Raw genomic sequence first — 18032 nt, 5'->3', positions numbered from 1 at the left:
CAAGGAAAATTTTTGTGTCCTACAAATATGGGGATGAACAAGTACAGGACATCTTGAATAGCTTTTGGGAAACCACAAAGGTAAGAGACTACGTCAATAAGCTTGAGGAAGTCTTAGGCGAAAATGACGAAATCTATAAAGGAGAGAAGGATGGCCAAGACCTTAGCGATTTCAAAGACTCAACTATCGAAACGCACCTAAAAAATAAGATATTCGATAGCAGCATTACAATTGTACTCGTTTCGAAAGGAATGAAAGATTGGACGTTTTTTACTCCGGAAGATGATCAGTGGATTCCGTGGGAAATTTCATATTCGTTAAAAGAAATTACCCGCAATGAGAGAACCAGTCGCACTAATGCAGTTCTGGCGGTCGTTATTCCTGACGAAAACGGATCTTATGACTATTACATCCAAGAAAATACTTGCCCCCATTGTAACTGCAGCACTCTAAAAACAGACTTCCTCTTTGGTATATTGAAAAGAAACATGTTTAACAAAAAAAATCCTGAGATCATAGAGTGCGATGGCCATACTGGGGGAACCGTTTATACGGGCAGGCACTCCTACATACAGTCCATTAAGTGGGAAAACTTTATCAATAACCCTACCTTGTATCTTGATATAGCAACAGAAATTAAAGATGACCTCGAGAGCTACAACATTTCCAAACTTGTTACAGTTGAAGAGTAATTTCAGGCTTAAATCGAACCGTATTTGGTTCGCTTTTTCTAATTTCCAGAGACGGACTAGCCATTACGCTAATCGTAACCAGATGCTAAATGTAGGGCATTGATTTATTGGGTTGGTTTTACAATTCAAATTTGAAAATTGTCAACATTGCAGGTGAGAGCCAGCCCAGGGCTGTACTAACTCACCATTTTCTCAAATGGAGAGCATGCAACCACACTAAATGACTTTCAACTGCTTGGTTCCGGTCATCGACAGGTTGCCTCTGGCGGCCTCTTCAATATGCCCACTCCACCAGCTCATCATCGGACGACGACGTTCTAGGTAATCAGTGCGGTTATAAGCGCCGCGAACCTGATTTTCTTCGACGTGTGATAGTGCTGCTTCAACTAAATCCCTATCAAAACCTTGTTCATTCAAGGTAGTGCTGGCTAGTGAACGTAGACCGTGACTGACTAATCGTCCCGCAAACCCCATGCGTTTGAGTGCCATATTTGCCGTTTGGCTGTTACACGGTTTAGTTGGTTCGCGATCTGAGGGAAACACAAATTCACGATGGCCGCTTATAGGCTTGATTAAATCCAATAGAACAAGCATTTGCTGTGTTAACGGGATACGGTGTTCGCGCTTTTTCTTCATTCGCTCAGCAGGGATGGTCCAAACTCTGTTATCCAAGTCAATTTCGTCCCATCTGGCACCAGCGGCTTCACTTGGGCGAGTCATAGTATGCAGTTGCCATTCGATTAAGCATCGTGTCGTTAACTTGATACTCGCATAGGACAGTGAATGCATCAGCTCTGGTAGTTCGGCAGGAGTCAGAGAGGCCATACTCTCTTTTTTAGGCTTTTTGAAAGCTGCTTTGATGCCTGACAAGGGGTTCGCATTAACCAAACCGCAGTTGGTGGCAAAGGTCATAACTTCGTTCAAGCGTTGAGACAAACGTTTAACCGTCTCAAGACTGCCCTTCGCCTCGATTGGTCTGAGAAGTTCGATGACACGTGGTGCCGTGATGTCCTTGACCGGTATGTTAGCTAGGCTGGGAAAAACGTGTAGTTCCAATGATCGCCAGGTATCAACTGCATGGTCAGCCGATACTGAATCTTTTTTCATATCAAACCATTCTTTCGCTACGTTATAGAAAGTGTGCTGGTGGATGGCATCAACTTCTTGTTGGCGCAGTTTTCGTGCATCTTGGGGATCGATATTTTGGGCGATAAGCTCCCTTGCTTCTAATGACAGTCTGCGAGCGTTTGCTAGCGATAGATCGGGATACTTGCCTAAGCTGAGATTTGCCCTTTTCCTATTGGTGGGCTTGTAATAGTTCAGAATCCACTGCTTGGAGCCGTTCGGCTTTATTCTCAAGCGGAGTCCATCACCGTCAAAGAGGTTGTACTCTTTATCCTGTGGCTTGGCGGTTTTGATTTCTGTATCTGTTAGGCGAGTGGTACTGATGGCCATATTGGGTACACCAAAGTATCGAAGTGAAAGCAGTGTACCCTTGTGTGTACCCAAAAATCAAAGCTGTAGTAAGACGCTATAAAACGTTAATGCATCATAAGTCATTGATTTTTGGTTTTTCAGATAAGAAAAAAGACGTCCTGGGACGTCTTAGTTCAGAGGTTTGGTGGAGGCGGCGGGACTTGAACCCGCGTCCGAAAAACCTACGCTCAAGGCGCTACATGCTTAGTCTTTCTATTGTTTAACCGCTCGAACTCCGAAAGACAGGATTCCTAACGGTGAGCCTGGAACTGTTTCGCGGTTCACCCCCAGACAAGGTTCCCTCGCTAGCACTATGTAAGGTGACCATCAAATCCACTGCCCATGTGCGAGACCTGTGGTAGATGGCTGGCGCTAATTAAGCGGCCAGAGCGTAGTTATCGTCGTTTGCAACTATAACTGTGCGGCTTTTTACGAGGCCAACCGCCCCTCGGCATGCTCCCGGAGTTTCGCGAATCCCGTCGAATCCAGAATCGCCCCCAAGATGGTTTGATTGTACTCCCATGGTGCCCGGTTTACCAAGGCATTATTTGGCAGTGCCAATCAACTGTTTGTTTTACGTTCGAAAATAAACAGCTTATTTGTTCTTCATCACCCGGGCTTTTTCGATGGCCCATTCGCGCTGCTTGGTGTCTTCGCGCTTGTCGTGTTCTTTCTTACCTTTACCCAGACCAATTTCTACCTTGACCCAGGCGCCTTTGCGCCAGTACATGGAAATCGGCACTATGGCATAACCCTGGCGTTCCACCAAGCCGGCGAGCCGGTCGAGTTCCTTGCGATTGAGCAGCAGCTTGCGCGGCCGGGTCGGATCGCAGATCACATGGGTGGATGCCGTGTTCAGCGGGGTGATATGGCAGTTGTGCAGGAAGGCTTCACCGTTTTTGAGCAGTACGAAGCTGTCCGACAGGTTTATCTTGCCGACACGGATGGATTTGACTTCCCAGCCCATCAGGGACAGGCCGGCCTCGAATTTTTCGTCGAAACGGTATTCAAAGGTCGCGCGTTTATTTTTCGCGATTTGCGCCGGAGTGGCGGATTTTTTGGAGTTTTTCTTTACCATAGGCCGGCTATTATACCCACGGGCCGCCAATTTGGAATTGCCAGACCGGGATTATTTAGTGGCTTTGCGAGGTGGGGTTGCTTGTTGTTGCATTTTTGTCCGCTGATAACCGGCTTTAATCTTGCAGGATCTTGGGGCTGGCGTGGTAAAATTCCCCACCTAAGTTTAAGCGCAAAAGAGTGAAGTCAGGACGGATGCCGAAAATCTCCCGCAGTGTGCTGGTCAGGTTCAGCGCCAAGCAGATGTATGAACTTATTAATGATGTTGAATCATATAAGGAATTTCTTCCAGGCTGTGTTGGTGGTCGGGTGCTGGAATTTGACGGTCAGACCATGTTGGCCTCGGTGGATGTCAGCAAGGCCGGCATAAGCAAAACCTTTACCACCCGTAATCAGGTCGTTCCCGACAGGCAGATTAGCCTGCAGTTGGAAAATGGTCCCTTTAAACATTTGACCGGCCACTGGCGTTTTACCGAACTGGCGGAAGATGCCTGCAAGGTGGAGTTTGAACTGGATTTTGAGTTTTCCAACGGTCTGACCGAATTGGCATTTGGCAAGGTTTTTAAAGATTTGGCCGCGTCCATGGTGACCGCGTTTACCAGTCGGGCAAAGGTGGTATATACCCCATGAGTAATGAACAAGAACAATTTCCAGTCGATGTGGTGTATGCCTTACCGCAACAGCAGAAAGTGGTGCATATCATGGTTACGCCGGGCACCACCTTTATTGAAGCTGTGCGCCAAAGCAATATTTGTGCTTTCTTTCCCGAGATAGATCTGGAAACGGTAAAGCTTGGGGTATTCAGCCGAATCGCCAAACATGATGAGGTATTGCAGCCGGGGCAAAGGGTGGAAATCTACCGGCCACTGATTGCCGATCCCAAGGATGTGCGGCGCAAGCGGGCGGAAAAGGCCAAGGACGAAGGCCGGGCCAGTAAGGTGACTGGCGGCCGGGTTTCCTGAGCCGCTCAATAAAACTGTAACTTCATCAATTGAACTCAATAAAAAAGCGCCCCGGGGCGCTTTTTTATTGAGTTCAAATAACAACCGGTGATCAGAAGTTTTTCACGGGTTTTGGGGCCGGGTTATTTTCCTGCACCAGTGGCTTTTCATCGCCACGGGCGGCCGGTACCAGAGGTTCACCCACATCCTGATTGGTTGTTGGCAAGCCGCTCTTTTCCAGCGGTGTGTTGAACTCAGGACTCAGCTCATAGTCACCATCGACCTTGGCCAGTTTGCCATCAACGAAGCGCAGGATTAGTTCTTTGTGAATGATGCTGGCGTCACGACCGCTCTTAAAGTGGTACACGTAATACCAGGTGTCATCGGAAAAACTGTCCCGCAACACAGGACGTCCGAGCACATATTCAGCCTGCTCTTTGGTCATGTCGATACGCAGCTTTTCAACCTGCTGGGTTTCCATATAGTTGCCTTGCGGCACATCCGGCTTGTACACCAGCCAGTCAAATGCACTGCAGGCACTCAGGGACAGCGAGAGCGCAACGGCCCCCAACAGGGTCAGACTTTGCTTTTTTATCAACATTATTCAGGCTACTTCCATAAAAACTGCCGGCCATCATACCCAAGCTAAGGGTTAACTGACAAGCGCCGGCATTATCTGGCGGTCAATTTAGGCATTCGACTCCTGCGAAGGCTCCGGGTTCCACTGTGGGAGGAAAATAGTCTTCATACTTCGGACTGATTACCGTCGCCTTGTTGTTAGAATGAAAGATCTGCACTGGAATATCCGGCAGAAGAGAACCATGCTTAATTAACTTCGCAATATATAAGTACTGCGTCACATTAATCGGTTTAAAACTGCATGAGGCTCGTATTTTGGGCACAGGGAGGATAGCCAGATGGAGAAAAATGGATCTTTGGTTTGCATAGGAACAGGTCTCAAACTTGCCGGTCAAATCAGTGTTATCGCCAAAAGCTATCTAATGAACGCCGATGTGGTATTCAGTCTGATGCCCGAAGGCTTCAGTCAGGGTTGGGTGGAGGAGCTGAACCCCAACGTAGTGAATCTTCAACAGTTTTATGCCCGTAATGGTGAAGTGAAAAACCGTCGTACCACGTATGATCAAATGGTTGCGGCCATAGTCGAGCAGGTGCGGCTGGGAAAAGATGTGGTTGGTGCCTTTTATGGCCATCCCGGTGTATTTGCCTGTGTGCCTCATATGGCGATTGAACAGTGTCGCAATGAGGGGTTTGAGGCGCTGATGGAGCCAGGGATTTCCGCCGAGGACTGTTTGTGGGCGGATTTGGGTATCGATCCCGGAGAGTCGGGGCATCAGAGTTTTGAAGCCAGTCAGTTCATGTTTTTTCAACATATCCCCGACCCGAGCTGCCACCTGTTACTGTGGCAAATTGCCATTGCGGGCGAGCATACACTTACTCAATTTCATACCAGCAGCGACAGGCTGCAGGTGTTGGTGGAACAATTGGGTCAGTGGTATCCACCTGAACATCAGGTCGTTATTTACGAAGCTGCCAATCTTCCGGTGCAACCGCCCAAGATTATTCGCATTCCATTATCGAAATTGCCCTTCGCTGAGCTTACGCCAGCCAGCACATTATTGATCCCACCCTCGAAAAAGTTGGAGTACAACCTGGATGTGCTTCAACGCCTTGGGCTAACGCCCGGGGATCTGGCTTGAAAGCCAAGGAATTCAAGGAGGAGTATGTCACTTGCTGACGAGAAAATTGATCTGTGAGAAGGAAGATTATCATGTCAAAACTAATGGAATCTTTAAAGAAATTAGGCGAAGATGCAATCTTGTTGAACGCATATAAGCGGGATCCAGAGAGTGTATTACGTCGACAAGGGCTGAACGATGAGGAGATCGGAGCCGTAATGACCGCAGACATAGACAAGCTTAACAGGCTTGGCGGCCACGCCGATTACCAAATGTTTGTACTTATTCATCATGGTAGCGGTAGAAAAGAAAGAACCCTTTGATTAAAAGTATGTTCTTGACAGCGGCGATACTGTTTTCCGGCATTGTCGCCGCAGATAACTTTGATCAGGCTTTATCTGAGCTTGAGGCTATGTTGCAAAATCAGCAAGAGGGGGCAAATCACTACCTTGATACCCTGTCAAGGGATTACGCAAAGCTTAACGGCAATCAGAAAGCCAGGTTTTTAATGTTAAGTGGTGTAAAAGATCTTTACTCGGGGAATTATCAGACATCTCTTGATAGCTTGAGTAAAGCACTCAGCCTAGCTTCCTCCCAGCAATTACTTTCTCAAATTCTAAGCTATCAGGCGACCGGTTATATTCTAAAACGTGACTTTAGCAATGCCTTAACTTCCCTGCAGAAAAACCTCGCCATGATTGAAAGACTCGGTGATCAGCAAATTCAGGCGGAGACTTATCTTCGGTTGGCTGGACTTTATTATCAAATGGAGTTGTTCGAGGATGTTGGGCTGTTTGCCAATAGGGCTTTGAAGCTGGTTTCCAAGGACGACACCAAAAATACGTGCTATGCGAAGCTGTATGTTGGCGCTTATGCGATTGAGACCAATCAACTACAGCAGGCTCTGAGTGCATTTTCTGAGACCCGGGAATATTGTCAGCTGCATGGGTGGCAACTCACCGCAGCCATGGCCACCAAGGGGGAGGGGCGGGCAGCTTCTGAATTGGGGGATTGGGATAAGGCCAAGCAACTTTTGTTGGATGCACTGAACCTGTATATAAAATTGGACTATCGACGTGAAATTGGCAGCACGCAGGGGCTATTGGCACAAACATATCAAAAATCAGGTGATGCAGCGAAAGCCAAATACCATGCCGAGCAAGTGTTGGCACTAAATGCCAGTGATGAGCGGGCAAAGAAAATTGCCTATGAGGTATTAGCCAATTTGTACGCTGAATCCGGTAACTATGAGCAGGCTTTTAAGGCGCAAAAATTAGAGCAGCAATACCGCATGGAATTACTGGATGCGACCAAGGCCAAGGCTCAGGCCTACGAGGCGGCGAAATTCAACGCCGTTGAGCAACAGCGAGAAATTGCCTTGCTCAATAAGGAACGTGAACAATATCTGGCCCAGCAGAACATCAATGAAAGAGAGCGTTCCAATTCGTTGATGTTCTCGATTATTTTTTTTGGCAGTAGCCTGTTTTTGCTGATCATGCTGTTGGCGGGCGCTATACAGCGCAATAAGTACAAGCGCTTGTCACAAAGAGACGGCCTGACAGGGGTGTTCAATCGCAGTACCGGCCAGGAGTTTGCCGAGAATCGGCTGATACAGCTGATGGCAAGAAACCAATCTTTCTCACTTATCCTCTTGGACTTGGATGGCTTCAAGCAAATCAATGATTCCTTTGGGCACGGTACCGGCGATTGGGCACTGAAGAAGGTGGTGGAGGTATTGAGCGCCCTGCTGCATCCCGAAGACATACTGGCACGTTTTGGCGGCGAGGAGTTTTTTATCGCTTTGCCCGGTGCGGGAGTGGATAAGGCCTTGGAAGTAGCAGAGCGATGCCGCCTTGCCATTGAAGGTATAGATACCCACTATTCGGGCCATTCGTTTGAACTGACGGCCAGCTTTGGGGTGACCTCACTCAATGAGGACGATTTGAGTTTGGATCCGCTGCTGCACAGAGCCGATCTGGCGCTGTATCAAGCCAAGAGTAGCGGCAGAAACCAAATCTGTGTTGAATTGGGCAAGAAGGGAAGTTCCAAGTCAGTCCTTACGTCCGGTGCACAATCTTTGGCCCAAACCGGGCAATAATAATTCAAGAATTCTTGTCACTTCAGAAAAGACACTGATATGCAAAACTCAGATCTGCTTCCTTCGGTGTTGTATTTCCTGTTGGCCGCAGTGCTTGTGATCCCTTTGGGAAAAAGGCTGGGGCTGGGGCCTATTCTCAGCTATCTCGCCGCCGGCGTATTCCTCGGCCCAGGAGGTTTGGGGCTGATATCGGACCCTCAAGCTGTACTGCATTTTGCCGAGCTCGGGGTCATTCTGATGCTGTTTGTGCTTGGGCTAGAGCTCAATCCCGCCAAATTATGGGAGCTTCGCAGTGCTATCTTCGGCTTGGGCAGCAGCCAATTGTTGCTGTGCTGGGCACTGCTGGGAGCCTTGACCTGGCTCGTTGGCTTGTCTTGGCAAGCCGCCCTGGTGATTGGTGCCGCTTTGTCACTGTCCTCTACCGCGTTTGCGGTGCAATTAATGAATGAACATCGATTGCTGACCACCCCCTTGGGTCGTGATGTATTCGGTATCCTGTTGTTACAGGACTTGGCGGTAATCCCCATACTGTTACTTACCGGCTATCTGGCACCGGCTCAAGCGTCACAGGAGCCGGTGTTGCCTTGGTATGGGGTCTTGCTGGCTTTGGGGCTGTTTTTATTGGCCGGCAGATTCATTTTGCCGCTGTTTTTACGTCTGGTTGCACAAAGCGGTGTTCGTGAAGTGCTTACCGCATTTGCCTTACTGCTGGTTATCGGCAGCGCCGAACTCATGAATTGGCTCGGGTTATCTGCCGGACTGGGTGCCTTTGTTGCCGGCATTATGCTCGCCAACTCCAGCTATCGCCATCAGCTTGAAACGGATATCGAGCCCTTTAAAGGTCTGCTGCTTGGGCTGTTTTTTATGGCTGTCGGCATGAGTATGGAATTGGGGCTGCTGCTGAGTCAGCCACTGTTGTTGCTGGCATTGTTGTCAGCTCTGCTGCTTTCCAAGGCCTTGGTGATAGGGCTGCTGGGCAAGCTGCGCCATCATGGCTGGCGTGCCAGCATTGCCATGGGCCTTATTCTTGCGGAAGGTGGTGAGTTTGCCTTTGTGCTCCTGACCCAGGCAAAGCTCGGCGGCTTGCTGGATGAAGACATTGTCAATGCTCTGGTGTTGGCCATTGGTCTGTCCATGGCCCTGACGCCTTTGCTGTTTGCTGCCTTCAGGGCCACCAGGCGCAAGCAACAGGATAACAGGCAGCCTGATGCCATAGAGGCCTCACAAAGTGAAGTGATCATCTGCGGTTTTGGCCGGGTAGGGCAAATCAGTGGCCGACTGCTGGCCTCTTCCGGTATACCCTTTGTGGCGCTGGATAAGGATCCCCGCCATGTGGATGTGGTGCGCCAGTTCGGTGGCGAAGTGTATTTTGGGGACGGGACCCGTTTGGATATGTTGATGGCCGCGGGCATCGCCAGGACGAGGGTCTTGTTGCTTGCGGTGGACGGCGTTGAGGATTCGTTGGCAATTGCTTCCCTGGTGCAACAGCATTTTCCCCATGTCACCCTGATAGCGAGGGCAAGAGACAGAAATCACGCCTATCGGTTATTGGCTCTGGGCGTAAAGCAAGTCTTCAGGGAAACTTTCGGTTCGGCATTGAACGCTGCCGAGCAGGTTTTACAGGGGCTGGGGTTATCCGAGGTTCAGGCCGCTGATATGGCGCGAACCTTTGCTGAACATGACCAAGCGCTGGTACTTGCCGGCGCTGCTCACCATCACGATCTTGATGCGCTTATCCGAATATCCAATGAGGGAAAGGCCGAATTGGCATCCCTGTTGAGGGGAGATAGGGAGAGAAATAAGCCCTGAAAACCTTTGCCGAATACTACCTTCCTGCGTACTTCTGCCAGTGCAATTGGATGTCCGGTGCCTGACAAGCATCCCTGACAATATCTTTTAGCCTTTTCTCTGCCCACTAGTTTCAGGTTTTATCCTGTTTCTTTGGACGGCATTTCAGCTATTTCCCTGGCAGTAACGTCAATTTTTGCTTTTTTGTGAAAAAATTTTAAAAAAATTTTTAAAACCCAAGCTGTAAACCAAATCCCATCTGGCTGTTGATCGGGCAACGCAAAGCCATTATTGCATTTTCCCAAACGCGACACCTTTAACCATTACGTAAAGGTAAGAGTTAAACGCTTGTTTTAATTCGGTCTGTTGGGGTTGTAGCTTAACATGTTGATTAATAGGGGTATATCATATTAACCCTTGGGGCAGTTCAAAACAAATCAGTAGAATTATACTAAAGTCAAATGGGTAAAATGCCGTATTTAATAAGTAACAACATGTAAACAAATTACGTAATATATTTCTTTGGTTCGTTCTTGGTTAACTGGTAAGACAAATTTTTCCACAAGCATTTGCTCTCTGCTGTGAATTATTGAAAAGAATATTAAAAACAAGTGGCTAACTAGCTAAAGTTTTCTTGGTCAGACCAATTCTTATGTTTCTTTGGTACCTGTTTTCGACTAATTCTTAGACTTCCTGACTGTTGCAATTACAAAAGAACGTGGTTAATTTTTTGTTGAAAACGAACATTTGGTGGTCAAAATCGAGTTTGTAATGTTTTAGCATTACGCTCTCGAAGTAAGAGGTAAAATCATGGAGCAGAGCTTGGCTACAGAATCAAAACAGCAGTCACTGCAAATTACCGGACCTGATATTGCGGGTCAGGAAATTGTGTTCACCGAGGGGGCAGTCGCTTTCTTGCATACTCTGTGTGACCTATATGCAGACGAGGTGGAGCAACTGCTGGAGCAGCGCCGGGAGCGCCAATCACGCATTGACGCCGGAGAGCTTCCTGACTTTTTGCCGCAAACCCGTGCCATCAGAGATGGTCAGTGGACGATTCGTGGCATTCCGGCCGACCTTCAGGACCGACGGGTAGAAATCACCGGGCCGGTAGATCGCAAAATGATCATCAACGCCCTCAATGCCAACGTGAAAGTGTTTATGGCGGATTTTGAGGACTCGCTGGCCCCCAGTTGGGAAAAAGTGGTACAGGGCCAGCTGAATCTGCGTGATGCGGTGCGTGGCACCATCAGCTACACCGCACCGGATACCGGCAAAGAGTATCGCTTAAAGGAAGATCCGGCCGTGCTTATCGCCCGGGTCAGGGGACTGCACCTGAAAGACAAACACGTGTTGTTTAACGGCAAGCCCATTCCCGGTGCGCTGCTGGACTTCGCTCTTTACTTCTATCACAACCATCATCAGTTGCTGGCCAAGGGCAGTGGACCTTACTTCTATATTCCCAAGCTGGAGGGCCATCTGGAAGCCCGTTGGTGGGCCAAGGTGTTTGCCTTCACCGAAGAGCGTTTTTGTCTGGCGCCTGGCACCATCAAATGCACTTGCCTGATTGAAACCCTGCCTGCGGTGTTTGAGATGGATGAGATCCTGTTTGAGCTGCGCTCCAACATTGTGGCACTCAACTGCGGTCGTTGGGATTATATCTTCAGCTATATCAAAACGTTGAAAAACCATCCCGACAGAGTCTTGCCCGACCGCCAGCAGGTGACCATGGATAAGCCATTCCTCAGTGCCTATTCCCGATTGCTGGTCAAAACATGCCATAAGCGTGGCGCACTGGCCATGGGTGGGATGGCAGCCTTTATTCCCGCCAAGGATGAAGAAGCCAACCGTCAGGTATTGGCCCGGGTGTGCCGTGACAAGGAACTGGAGGCCCGTAACGGCCATGACGGTACCTGGGTGGCGCATCCAGCTCTCGCCGACACCGCCATGAGCGTATTCAACGGCTTTATCGGGGAAGACCATGTCAATCAATTGCATATTACCCGGGATGTCGATGCGCCGATTCTGGCCAGTGAGTTGCTCAAGCCCTGCGATGGTGAGCGGACAGAAAGCGGTATGCGGCTCAACATACGGATCGCGCTGCAATATCTGGAAGCCTGGATCAGCGGCAATGGCTGCGTACCCATCTACGGTCTGATGGAGGATGCCGCGACAGCCGAGATCTCACGGGCTTCCATCTGGCAGTGGATCCACCATGGCAAAAGTTTGGCCAACGGCAAGGCCGTTACCAAAGGACTGTTCCGCGAGATGTTGGTGGAGGAACTCGCCAACGTCAAAGAGGAAGTCGGCAGCGAGCGCTTCAGCCACGGCCGATTTACCGAGGCGGCCGTGCTACTGGAAGAGATCACTACCGCCGATGAGCTGGTGGATTTTCTCACCTTACCCGGCTACGAACTGCTGACCCGCAGCGAACACTAAACACCATTAAATAAGGAACTCTCTCCCGCCACCCAAGTGGCAGGCTGGACCCCTACACCCCGAAAAAGGAGCCACACCATGAGCAGCAAATACATTAGCCGTCAGCAACAAATCGACGCCCTCAAAAAGGACTGGGCCGAAAACCCACGTTGGAAAGGGGTTCGCCGTCCCTACAGCGCCGAAGAAGTGGTGTCATTGCGCGGCTCATTCGTGCCCGAAAATACCGTTGCCCAGCGTGGAGCCGCCAAGTTGTGGGAGCTGGTTAACGGTGGTGCCAAGAAAGGCTATGTCAATTCCCTTGGCGCTCTGACCGGCGGTCAGGCGGTGCAGCAGGCGAAGGCCGGCATTGAAGCCATTTACCTGTCTGGTTGGCAGGTGGCTGCCGACGCCAACCTGGCCGGCACCATGTATCCGGATCAGTCCCTGTACCCGGCCAACTCTGTGCCTGCGGTCGTGGGACGCATCAACAATTCCTTCCGCCGTGCCGATCAGATCCAGTGGAGCAATGGCGTGGGGCCCGAAGATGACAAATTTGTCGACTATTTCCTGCCGATCGTTGCCGATGCCGAAGCCGGTTTTGGTGGTGTGCTCAACGCCTACGAGCTGATGAAGGCCATGATCGACGCCGGTGCCGCCGGGGTGCATTTTGAAGACCAACTGGCCTCGGTGAAGAAATGTGGCCACATGGGCGGCAAGGTACTGGTGCCAACCCAGGAAGCGGTACAAAAACTGGTGGCCGCCCGTCTGGCTGCCGATGTGTCCGGTGTTGAAACCCTGGTGATCGCCCGTACCGATGCCAACGCCGCTGACTTGCTGACTTCGGATTGTGATCCCTATGACAGGGATTTCGTCACCGGAGAGCGCACCAGCGAAGGTTTCTACCGGGTTCGCGCCGGCCTTGACCAAGCCATCGCCCGTGGTCTGGCCTATGCGCCCTATGCGGATCTGATCTGGTGTGAAACCGCCAAACCTGATCTGGAGGAGGCCCGTCGCTTTGCCGAGGCAATCCACGCCAAGTACCCGGATCAGCTGCTGGCTTACAACTGCTCTCCCTCCTTTAACTGGAAGAAGAATCTGGATGACGCCACCATAGCGCGCTTCCAGCAGGAGCTGTCCGATATGGGCTACAAGTACCAGTTCATCACCCTGGCGGGCATCCATAACATGTGGTTCAACATGTTTGATCTGGCCTACGACTACGCCCGTGGTGAAGGGATGAAACACTATGTCGAGAAGGTGCAGGAAGCCGAATTTGCCGCCGCCGGCAAGGGTTACACCTTTGTGGCCCATCAGCAGGAAGTGGGCACAGGCTACTTCGACAAGATGACCAACATTATTCAGGGCGGCGAGTCGTCGGTGACGGCCCTGACCGGTTCCACCGAGGAGGAACAGTTCCACTGAGTTGTCCCGCTGCTTCGGCAGCTGTTCCCCCGGACCCTGTTTCCTACGCAGGGTTCGGTTTTTTCTCCCTGTGCCGGGGAGCTTTCAACCAACGTGCTTGTGTTTGGCGGCCTTCGGGCCGCATTTTTTTTGATTTATTGATGATTTATGCAACAGATGTGTTTTAGGAGGTCGCCTGCGGGGCGCTCCCTTGTCTATAATCGCAACAGCCATCAATTACATTGGGTTAACCTTGAAAGCACAAGCGAGCAGCGCCAAAGGCGTCGACTATTGGACCCAGAGGATCAGTGAGCAGGAAATGCCGGCCCTTTGCTCCACGGTAAAAACTCTGGAAAGACTGGCCAAGGATGACGTTTCATCCATGACTATCCTCGGTCGCAGCATCATGCACGACAATGCTTTGACTTCGAGAATTTTGCGGGTTGCCAACAGTGCCACCTACAACAAGGGGATCAGTCAGGTGACCACTGTCAGTCGTGCCGCTGTGGTGCTGGGGTTCGACACTATCCGCAATATTTGTATCACGGCCAAATTGCTCTCCAGCCTGTTGGAAAACAAAAACCTGACTCCTGCGGTTTATCAGCGCTTGCTCAAGCTGATGGCCAAGTCGTTCCAGGCTGCCATGCTGGCCCGGATGATGTTGTCGGGCTATGAGGAGGAAATACAGGAAGAAGCCTTTATTGCGGCCCTGCTATATCACCTGGGTGAAAGTGCCTTCTGGAGTATGGGCGGTGAGCTGGCCATTGAGCTGGACAGGCAGCTTGAAGGGGTTGACGATGGCCTGGTTGCCTTGTCGCGGGTGAGGGATTTGCTGGGCGCTTCTTTTACCCAATTGACCCAGGGACTGGCGCGCAACTGGGGACTGGGGGAGGTATTACTTAAATCCCTTAATAACCCCGATGAACGTACTCCGGAGATCCGGGCAATATTTCTTGCCAACAAACTCAGCGAAGCCCTGGCGGAAGTGCGTCCCGATCCGGTTGAGATGGAAAAACGCATCAAGCAGGCGGCGGATCTGCTGGGGATAAAACCCGATGAATTCCGCAATCAGGCCTTTATGTGTGCCCGTTCGACCCACAAATTGGCAGAAGCCTATGGTGCCAAGGTGTTGGTGGATTTTCTGCCGGAGCCGGGCAAGTTTCTGCCACCGGAAGAGGAAGAGATCCAGATCACCATCCGCGAACCGGATTTGGTGTTGCAACTGAAGAAGCTCAAGGAGCTTACCGGTTTTGCCGTCAGCAAAACCGAAATCAATCAGGTGATGCTGACTGCGCTGGAAGGGATCCTCGATGGCGTGGGGGTGGACCGCTGCGCCGTGCTGCTGCTCTCTCCCAGTCGCAAGATGCTCCAGCCCCGAATCGTCCTTGGGGAAAATGCCGATGATATGAAGCGTGATTTTGTCATCGAACTGGATGAGGACAACCTGTTCCGCCAGGCGGTGGAGCTCAAAACTCCCATGTGGATTGATGCCCCGGACTCGGCCCGCTGGCGCATGAGTATTCCGGAATCAATGCGCAAGCGCCTGTCAAGCAAGGGGTTTCTGATGGCTCCCATGGTGGTGGAAAACAAGGTGATCGGCATGTTTTATGCGGATCGGGGCATTTCCGACCGCAGTTTTACTGGTGAAGAGTTTGACAGCTTCACCCATTTCACCCAGTTGGCGAACGTCTGTTTCTCAACGTCAATGCGCCCCTGAACCCTTACCGGCCGCCGCCCGAATGCGGCCGGTGATCTCCTTGGCGATGTCGTTGGGGATGGGAAAGCTGAGATGGTATTGCAATATACGCCAGCCTCCGGCCGTTTTAACCAGGACTCCGCTGCCCCTGGACTGGCCGTAGGCCGGGCTGTCGAGCAGCTCGTCGAATGCTATGATATCCCCGTGGCGCAGCAGGTGCCTTTGGATCGGCAGATAACGCCAACCCTGGGTCGGCCTGGCATAGGAAGCAAAATCGGCCATGGTCCAGCGTTCGCCGGCATCTGTCCCCAGAAACAGCGCATCTTCGGTGTACAGGGTAAAATACTTGTCCCAATCCGCGCTGGCTGCATACTCATGCAGCTTATCCAATACGGCTTCGGGCGCTTCCTCGGCCTGCAGGGCGAAGTTAAGCAATAAACACAGCAGGGCTATAAATCGCATGGTCTTGATCTCGCTAAATTTGCACTCAGCATACGCTATCACTGCCAGCTTGCCGGATCCAGTTGGTAGAAGCGTTCCAGCTCGTGATACAGGGCCGGGTGCAGTAATTTGAATTCCGCTGCCCGGGTAAAAAAGGCTTCACTGACAACGGCAAAAAATTCCGCCGGATTGCTGGCGCCATAGTAGTCGAACAAACTGGGAAACCCCTCGGCGGCACAGCGTCTCAGAGCCGCATATTCTTCGCTCAACACCGCAGACCATGACGGATAGTCGGTGATTGACGACAGCAGCGGCGCCCCATCGGCAATGCCGTCTTCCTGATCCAACTGGTGGGCAAATTCATGGATCACCAGGTTGTGACCCGAGCCGGGCGCGTTGGCATCATTGAGCAGGGTTTGCCATGACAGCAATACCTGGCCCTGTTGCCAGGATTCCCCCGCCAGCAGGTGGCGTTGCTCGCTCACCAGGCCAATGTCGTCCCTGTGCTCCCTGTCCACATAAAAAGCATCGGGATACACCAGTATTTGTCTCAGCCCGGGATAGAAATCCGTTTTACGGTTCAGCAACAGCAAGCAGGCCTGGGCGGCAATGGCCACCCGGATTTCATCTGTGATTTCCAATCCACCACAACCAATAAACTGCTTTTCACTGAGGAACACCTGAATATGGCGCTTGAGTTGCAGCTGCAAATGGGGAGGCAATGTCTGGTACAGCGGCAGACGCCGCTTGAGTATGGCGCGCCAGGCTTTGGGAAAGGGCCTGGCGGCAACGGCTGCCCGGCGCCTTGAGCTGCGCCAGCGACCGCTGACAATCCAGGCGATGGCGATGGCTCCCGCCAGACTTACCAAAATCAATGCCAGCATCCGCGCTCCCGTTGTGCTGTGTGTCGCTATCTGTTCCCTGTATCAGGTAATGGGGGTAGGAGGGACGGATATCAAGCCGGGTCTTGAAAGAGGGGCGGAAAGAATGCCGGGCGAGTTGGAATTGGAGGCGGTGATAGATGCCGGCTTTGGATTCAGTAACCTGGGGCAGTTGGAAATAAAAAAAGGCCGACAGCTGAAGTAAGGAGTATTAGCCGGTGCTGCCAGCCTGAAGGGTGGGAGATGATAAGTCTGTTAATCTATGTCTAACCCGGCCTCAATCAGGTGACGTTCCTTGGGGGTGAGCCTGTAATGGTGCTCTATCAACAGGCGCACCAGTTTGGATTTTGCCCAATCACAATTTCGGGCCATTTCGGCAAGATGACTGATGGCATTCTCGCTCAGGGTAAAGGTCGCCTTGCGAAAAGGTTCGTGTCTTGTCTTGCCGATGTTCAGTTCTGTGTTTGCCACAACCTGGGGCTGACGTCTGCTGCTGAAATCGATGATCGTTGCCTTGCGGCCCGTCAGTCCCATGGCATACAGATTGGCGCCGTCGATAAAGTCATCCAGCGACAGTTGGGCCTGCAGCTCGGCAGCCCGGGTCAACTCAGATGGCGTAGAGTTTTTCTTGAGATCTGCCAGTCCCATAATTACCTCGCATTTTGCTCATATGTGCCTGTTGCAGTTGATTGCGGATCTCAACGGCATTTTTGACTTCCAGCATTTCGCAGGCAATGGCGCGGATCTCGCCGGCCGCCTTGCCCTTGGGTTCGATTTCTATGACAGACAAACCCGACTCTTCGCTGTCGTCATAAATGTTGCGGCTATAGGTGATGGCATCGAGCACATTGATATCGTAGGTGCGGCAGACCTCTTTGGCTTCGACAATGCGATTGGCTTGGCTCGGCAGGTTGGGGCACTGGGTAATAACAAAAGATGCCTTCATTTTGGGGTTAATCATCATACAGGTGGCGACTACGTCATCCATATGACTGACGGTTTTGAGATCCCGACGCTTGGGACGCAGAGGCATCAGAATGTGGGACGCAACCGACATGGTGGCACGCAGTGCCAGGTTGTCCTGACCACCACAGTCCACTATGACGTAATCGTAATGTTGTTCCAGGCTGAGCAGATCGTTGCGGATCTTGCCATAGAGCTGCACGCAGTTGATGGCGGGAAGCTTGGGGTTATTGTTTCTGGCCTGGATCCAATCCGATGTGGTTCGCTGAGGATCGCAGTCCACCATAATCACTGAGGCCCCGCATTCCTTGGTGAGGAATACCGCGATGTTTTGGGCCAGGCAGCTTTTGCCACTGCCACCTTTTTCACCACCAACCAAGATGATCATTGTTTGTACCCCTGTCCTTGCAGATGAGCTAAACGAGCCTGCTGTTTTCTTTGGAAATGCTCGACCGTGAACCTA

The 18032-nt window shown here is 51.2% G+C and carries 18 protein-coding genes and 1 other RNA gene; 10 read left to right on the top strand and 9 right to left on the bottom strand.

The features are described from left to right. Window positions 1–14 precede the first annotated feature (14 nt). Window positions 15–692, top strand: a complete 678-nt coding sequence (locus JYB85_RS12615; protein WP_207379587.1) for a TIR domain-containing protein — start codon at window positions 15–17, stop codon at window positions 690–692. Between the two features lie 216 nt (window positions 693–908). Here the strand turns inward: JYB85_RS12615 and JYB85_RS12610 are convergent, their stop codons facing one another. The 3 genes from JYB85_RS12610 to smpB all read right to left on the bottom strand — a co-directional run bounded on the left by JYB85_RS12610 (window position 909) and on the right by smpB (window position 3246). Then, complete coding sequence (locus JYB85_RS12610) at window positions 909–2147, bottom strand: integrase domain-containing protein (protein ID WP_207379586.1); 1239 nt, start codon at window positions 2145–2147, stop codon at window positions 909–911. 164 nt (window positions 2148–2311) lie between these two features. After that, window positions 2312–2667, bottom strand: a transfer-messenger RNA (tmRNA) gene (ssrA, locus tag JYB85_RS12605). A gap of 96 nt (window positions 2668–2763) precedes the next feature. Then, window positions 2764–3246, bottom strand: a complete 483-nt coding sequence (smpB, locus tag JYB85_RS12600; RefSeq protein ID WP_207320340.1) for an SsrA-binding protein SmpB — start codon at window positions 3244–3246, stop codon at window positions 2764–2766. A 194-nt stretch (window positions 3247–3440) separates the two neighbouring features. Between smpB and JYB85_RS12595 the strand changes: the two genes are divergently transcribed. After that, entirely contained in the window at window positions 3441–3875 is a 435-nt protein-coding gene (locus tag JYB85_RS12595) for an SRPBCC family protein (RefSeq protein WP_207320339.1), read from the top strand. Continuing rightward, window positions 3872–4207 (top strand): RnfH family protein, encoded by a 336-nt coding sequence (locus JYB85_RS12590; RefSeq protein ID WP_207379585.1) that lies wholly within the window; start codon window positions 3872–3874, stop codon window positions 4205–4207. The genes JYB85_RS12595 and JYB85_RS12590 overlap by 4 nt, the downstream gene beginning before the upstream one ends. 91 nt (window positions 4208–4298) lie before the next feature. Here JYB85_RS12590 and JYB85_RS12585 read toward each other — a convergent pair whose 3' ends face one another. Beyond that, window positions 4299–4787 (bottom strand): outer membrane protein assembly factor BamE, encoded by a 489-nt coding sequence (locus tag JYB85_RS12585; RefSeq protein WP_207379584.1) that lies wholly within the window; start codon window positions 4785–4787, stop codon window positions 4299–4301. 316 nt (window positions 4788–5103) lie between these two features. On the opposite strand from JYB85_RS12585, the gene JYB85_RS12580 reads away from it, so the two are divergent. The 4 genes from JYB85_RS12580 (at window position 5104) to JYB85_RS12565 (ending at window position 9790) form a co-directional block, all read left to right on the top strand. Next, window positions 5104–5904: an SAM-dependent methyltransferase gene (locus JYB85_RS12580; protein WP_207379583.1), complete on the top strand. Its 801-nt coding sequence runs from the start codon at window positions 5104–5106 to the stop codon at window positions 5902–5904. Window positions 5905–5975: 71 nt separating this feature from the next. After that, window positions 5976–6206: a hypothetical protein gene (locus tag JYB85_RS12575; protein WP_207379582.1), complete on the top strand. Its 231-nt coding sequence runs from the start codon at window positions 5976–5978 to the stop codon at window positions 6204–6206. Beyond that, window positions 6203–7981: a tetratricopeptide repeat-containing diguanylate cyclase gene (locus tag JYB85_RS12570; RefSeq protein ID WP_207379581.1), complete on the top strand. Its 1779-nt coding sequence runs from the start codon at window positions 6203–6205 to the stop codon at window positions 7979–7981. The genes JYB85_RS12575 and JYB85_RS12570 overlap by 4 nt, the downstream gene beginning before the upstream one ends. Window positions 7982–8020: 39 nt before the next feature. Then, window positions 8021–9790 (top strand): monovalent cation:proton antiporter-2 (CPA2) family protein, encoded by a 1770-nt coding sequence (locus tag JYB85_RS12565; protein ID WP_207379580.1) that lies wholly within the window; start codon window positions 8021–8023, stop codon window positions 9788–9790. Window positions 9791–9909: 119 nt separating this feature from the next. Here JYB85_RS12565 and JYB85_RS12560 read toward each other — a convergent pair whose 3' ends face one another. Next, complete coding sequence (locus JYB85_RS12560; RefSeq protein WP_207379579.1) at window positions 9910–10074, bottom strand: hypothetical protein; 165 nt, start codon at window positions 10072–10074, stop codon at window positions 9910–9912. 505 nt (window positions 10075–10579) lie between these two features. Between JYB85_RS12560 and aceB the strand changes: the two genes are divergently transcribed. From aceB to JYB85_RS12545, 3 genes are all read left to right on the top strand, one after another. Beyond that, complete coding sequence (gene aceB / locus JYB85_RS12555) at window positions 10580–12208, top strand: malate synthase A (protein ID WP_207379578.1); 1629 nt, start codon at window positions 10580–10582, stop codon at window positions 12206–12208. 78 nt (window positions 12209–12286) lie between these two features. Then, the gene (gene aceA, locus JYB85_RS12550) at window positions 12287–13609 is read left to right on the top strand and encodes an isocitrate lyase (protein WP_207320332.1); all 1323 of its coding nucleotides are present in this window, start codon (window positions 12287–12289) and stop codon (window positions 13607–13609) included. A 232-nt stretch (window positions 13610–13841) separates the two neighbouring features. Further along, window positions 13842–15305: an HDOD domain-containing protein gene (locus JYB85_RS12545; protein WP_207324304.1), complete on the top strand. Its 1464-nt coding sequence runs from the start codon at window positions 13842–13844 to the stop codon at window positions 15303–15305. Here the strand turns inward: JYB85_RS12545 and JYB85_RS12540 are convergent. The 4 genes from JYB85_RS12540 to JYB85_RS12525 all read right to left on the bottom strand — a co-directional run bounded on the left by JYB85_RS12540 (window position 15291) and on the right by JYB85_RS12525 (window position 17957). Next, on the bottom strand, window positions 15291–15746 hold the full coding sequence (locus JYB85_RS12540; RefSeq protein WP_207379577.1) for a nuclear transport factor 2 family protein: 456 nt from the start codon (window positions 15744–15746) through the stop codon (window positions 15291–15293). The two genes, JYB85_RS12545 and JYB85_RS12540, sit on opposite strands and share 15 nt — an antisense overlap. Window positions 15747–15784: 38 nt before the next feature. Further along, on the bottom strand, window positions 15785–16609 hold the full coding sequence (locus tag JYB85_RS12535; RefSeq protein WP_207379576.1) for a M90 family metallopeptidase: 825 nt from the start codon (window positions 16607–16609) through the stop codon (window positions 15785–15787). Window positions 16610–16861: 252 nt separating this feature from the next. Further along, a complete protein-coding gene (locus JYB85_RS12530) occupies window positions 16862–17254 on the bottom strand; it encodes a CopG family transcriptional regulator (protein WP_207379575.1) in 393 nt (130 codons plus the stop codon). Then, window positions 17214–17957 carry an AAA family ATPase gene (locus JYB85_RS12525; protein WP_207320327.1) on the bottom strand — a complete coding sequence of 248 codons (744 nt, stop codon included), beginning with the start codon at window positions 17955–17957 and terminating at the stop codon, window positions 17214–17216. The genes JYB85_RS12530 and JYB85_RS12525 overlap by 41 nt, the downstream gene beginning before the upstream one ends. Window positions 17958–18032 lie beyond the last annotated feature (75 nt).

It is taken from the genome of Shewanella sedimentimangrovi, assembly GCF_017354965.1.
In the GTDB taxonomy this organism is placed as follows: Bacteria; Pseudomonadota; Gammaproteobacteria; order Enterobacterales; family Shewanellaceae; genus Shewanella; species Shewanella cyperi.
The sequence above is the reverse complement of the archived record's forward strand: the minus strand, read 5'-3'. Positions and strand labels throughout refer to the sequence as shown.

Coding starts and splice junctions, on each gene's coding strand:
- JYB85_RS12610 (WP_207379586.1), bottom strand. CDS start 2,147: ATGGCCATCAGTACCACTCGCCTAACAGATACAGAAATCAAAACCGCC.
- smpB (WP_207320340.1), bottom strand. CDS start 3,246: ATGGTAAAGAAAAACTCCAAAAAATCCGCCACTCCGGCGCAAATCGCG.
- JYB85_RS12595 (WP_207320339.1), top strand. CDS start 3,441: ATGCCGAAAATCTCCCGCAGTGTGCTGGTCAGGTTCAGCGCCAAGCAG.
- JYB85_RS12590 (WP_207379585.1), top strand. CDS start 3,872: ATGAGTAATGAACAAGAACAATTTCCAGTCGATGTGGTGTATGCCTTA.
- JYB85_RS12585 (WP_207379584.1), bottom strand. CDS start 4,787: ATGTTGATAAAAAAGCAAAGTCTGACCCTGTTGGGGGCCGTTGCGCTC.
- JYB85_RS12580 (WP_207379583.1), top strand. CDS start 5,104: ATGGAGAAAAATGGATCTTTGGTTTGCATAGGAACAGGTCTCAAACTT.
- JYB85_RS12575 (WP_207379582.1), top strand. CDS start 5,976: ATGTCAAAACTAATGGAATCTTTAAAGAAATTAGGCGAAGATGCAATC.
- JYB85_RS12565 (WP_207379580.1), top strand. CDS start 8,021: ATGCAAAACTCAGATCTGCTTCCTTCGGTGTTGTATTTCCTGTTGGCC.
- aceB (WP_207379578.1), top strand. CDS start 10,580: ATGGAGCAGAGCTTGGCTACAGAATCAAAACAGCAGTCACTGCAAATT.
- aceA (WP_207320332.1), top strand. CDS start 12,287: ATGAGCAGCAAATACATTAGCCGTCAGCAACAAATCGACGCCCTCAAA.
- JYB85_RS12540 (WP_207379577.1), bottom strand. CDS start 15,746: ATGCGATTTATAGCCCTGCTGTGTTTATTGCTTAACTTCGCCCTGCAG.
- JYB85_RS12535 (WP_207379576.1), bottom strand. CDS start 16,609: ATGCTGGCATTGATTTTGGTAAGTCTGGCGGGAGCCATCGCCATCGCC.
- JYB85_RS12530 (WP_207379575.1), bottom strand. CDS start 17,254: ATGGGACTGGCAGATCTCAAGAAAAACTCTACGCCATCTGAGTTGACC.
- JYB85_RS12525 (WP_207320327.1), bottom strand. CDS start 17,957: ATGATCATCTTGGTTGGTGGTGAAAAAGGTGGCAGTGGCAAAAGCTGC.